The organism is Citrobacter sp. VF227, assembly GCF_052950715.1.
Genome location: NZ_JBRFVF010000251.1, coordinates 1 through 519, shown reverse-complemented (window position 1 = coordinate 519; position 519 = coordinate 1). Strand labels below are relative to the sequence as shown.

The window sequence follows — 519 nt, the reverse complement described above, 5'->3', positions numbered from 1 at the left end:
CGGGTTCCTCGTTTACTCCGACGTTAGAGCCTTGGCGGCTCGAAGAAAAGCATGATGCAGGCATTGAATGATGCCTGCCGCCTGGCGACTTACGCCTTTGGGGATATGGTCAGCGCCGCCCAAGGGGTGGAGAGTGACGCGATAGTCTTATCCGGAACCCTGCCCATGACGCCTACCTCCTTCGACCAACTGCTCGGCGCCGCACGCCAGGAGCGTGAACCGCAGCGCCTGCTGTTCGTCTTCGTCAGCGCCGAACTGCCTGCCGATGCCACCGAGGCCGAACGGCAGCACATCGCGGAAAACGGCGGCGGCTCGCTAAAGCCGATTCTCTGCATCGACAAGCTGCCCGGGGAAATGCGCGATTTCACTGCCCTGCGCGAGGAGTCCGCACGTACCGGCGTGGCCTGGGACCTGCTGTTCGCCGCTGCGCTGCACGGCCATGCCGACATCACGCCCAGCTCCGAAGAGGCCGAGCAGCCGTTGAAGATGATGGTCGGCTCGATCGAGACCGGCAATATC

1 protein-coding gene is annotated in these 519 nt (G+C 63.4%); it reads left to right on the top strand.

Translation table 11 applies throughout. The features are described 5' to 3' along the window. Nucleotides 1–51 precede the first annotated feature (51 nt). A partial coding sequence (locus tag ACU8YC_RS26165; protein WP_446896140.1) for a hypothetical protein occupies nucleotides 52–519 on the top strand: 468 nt, incomplete at its 3' end.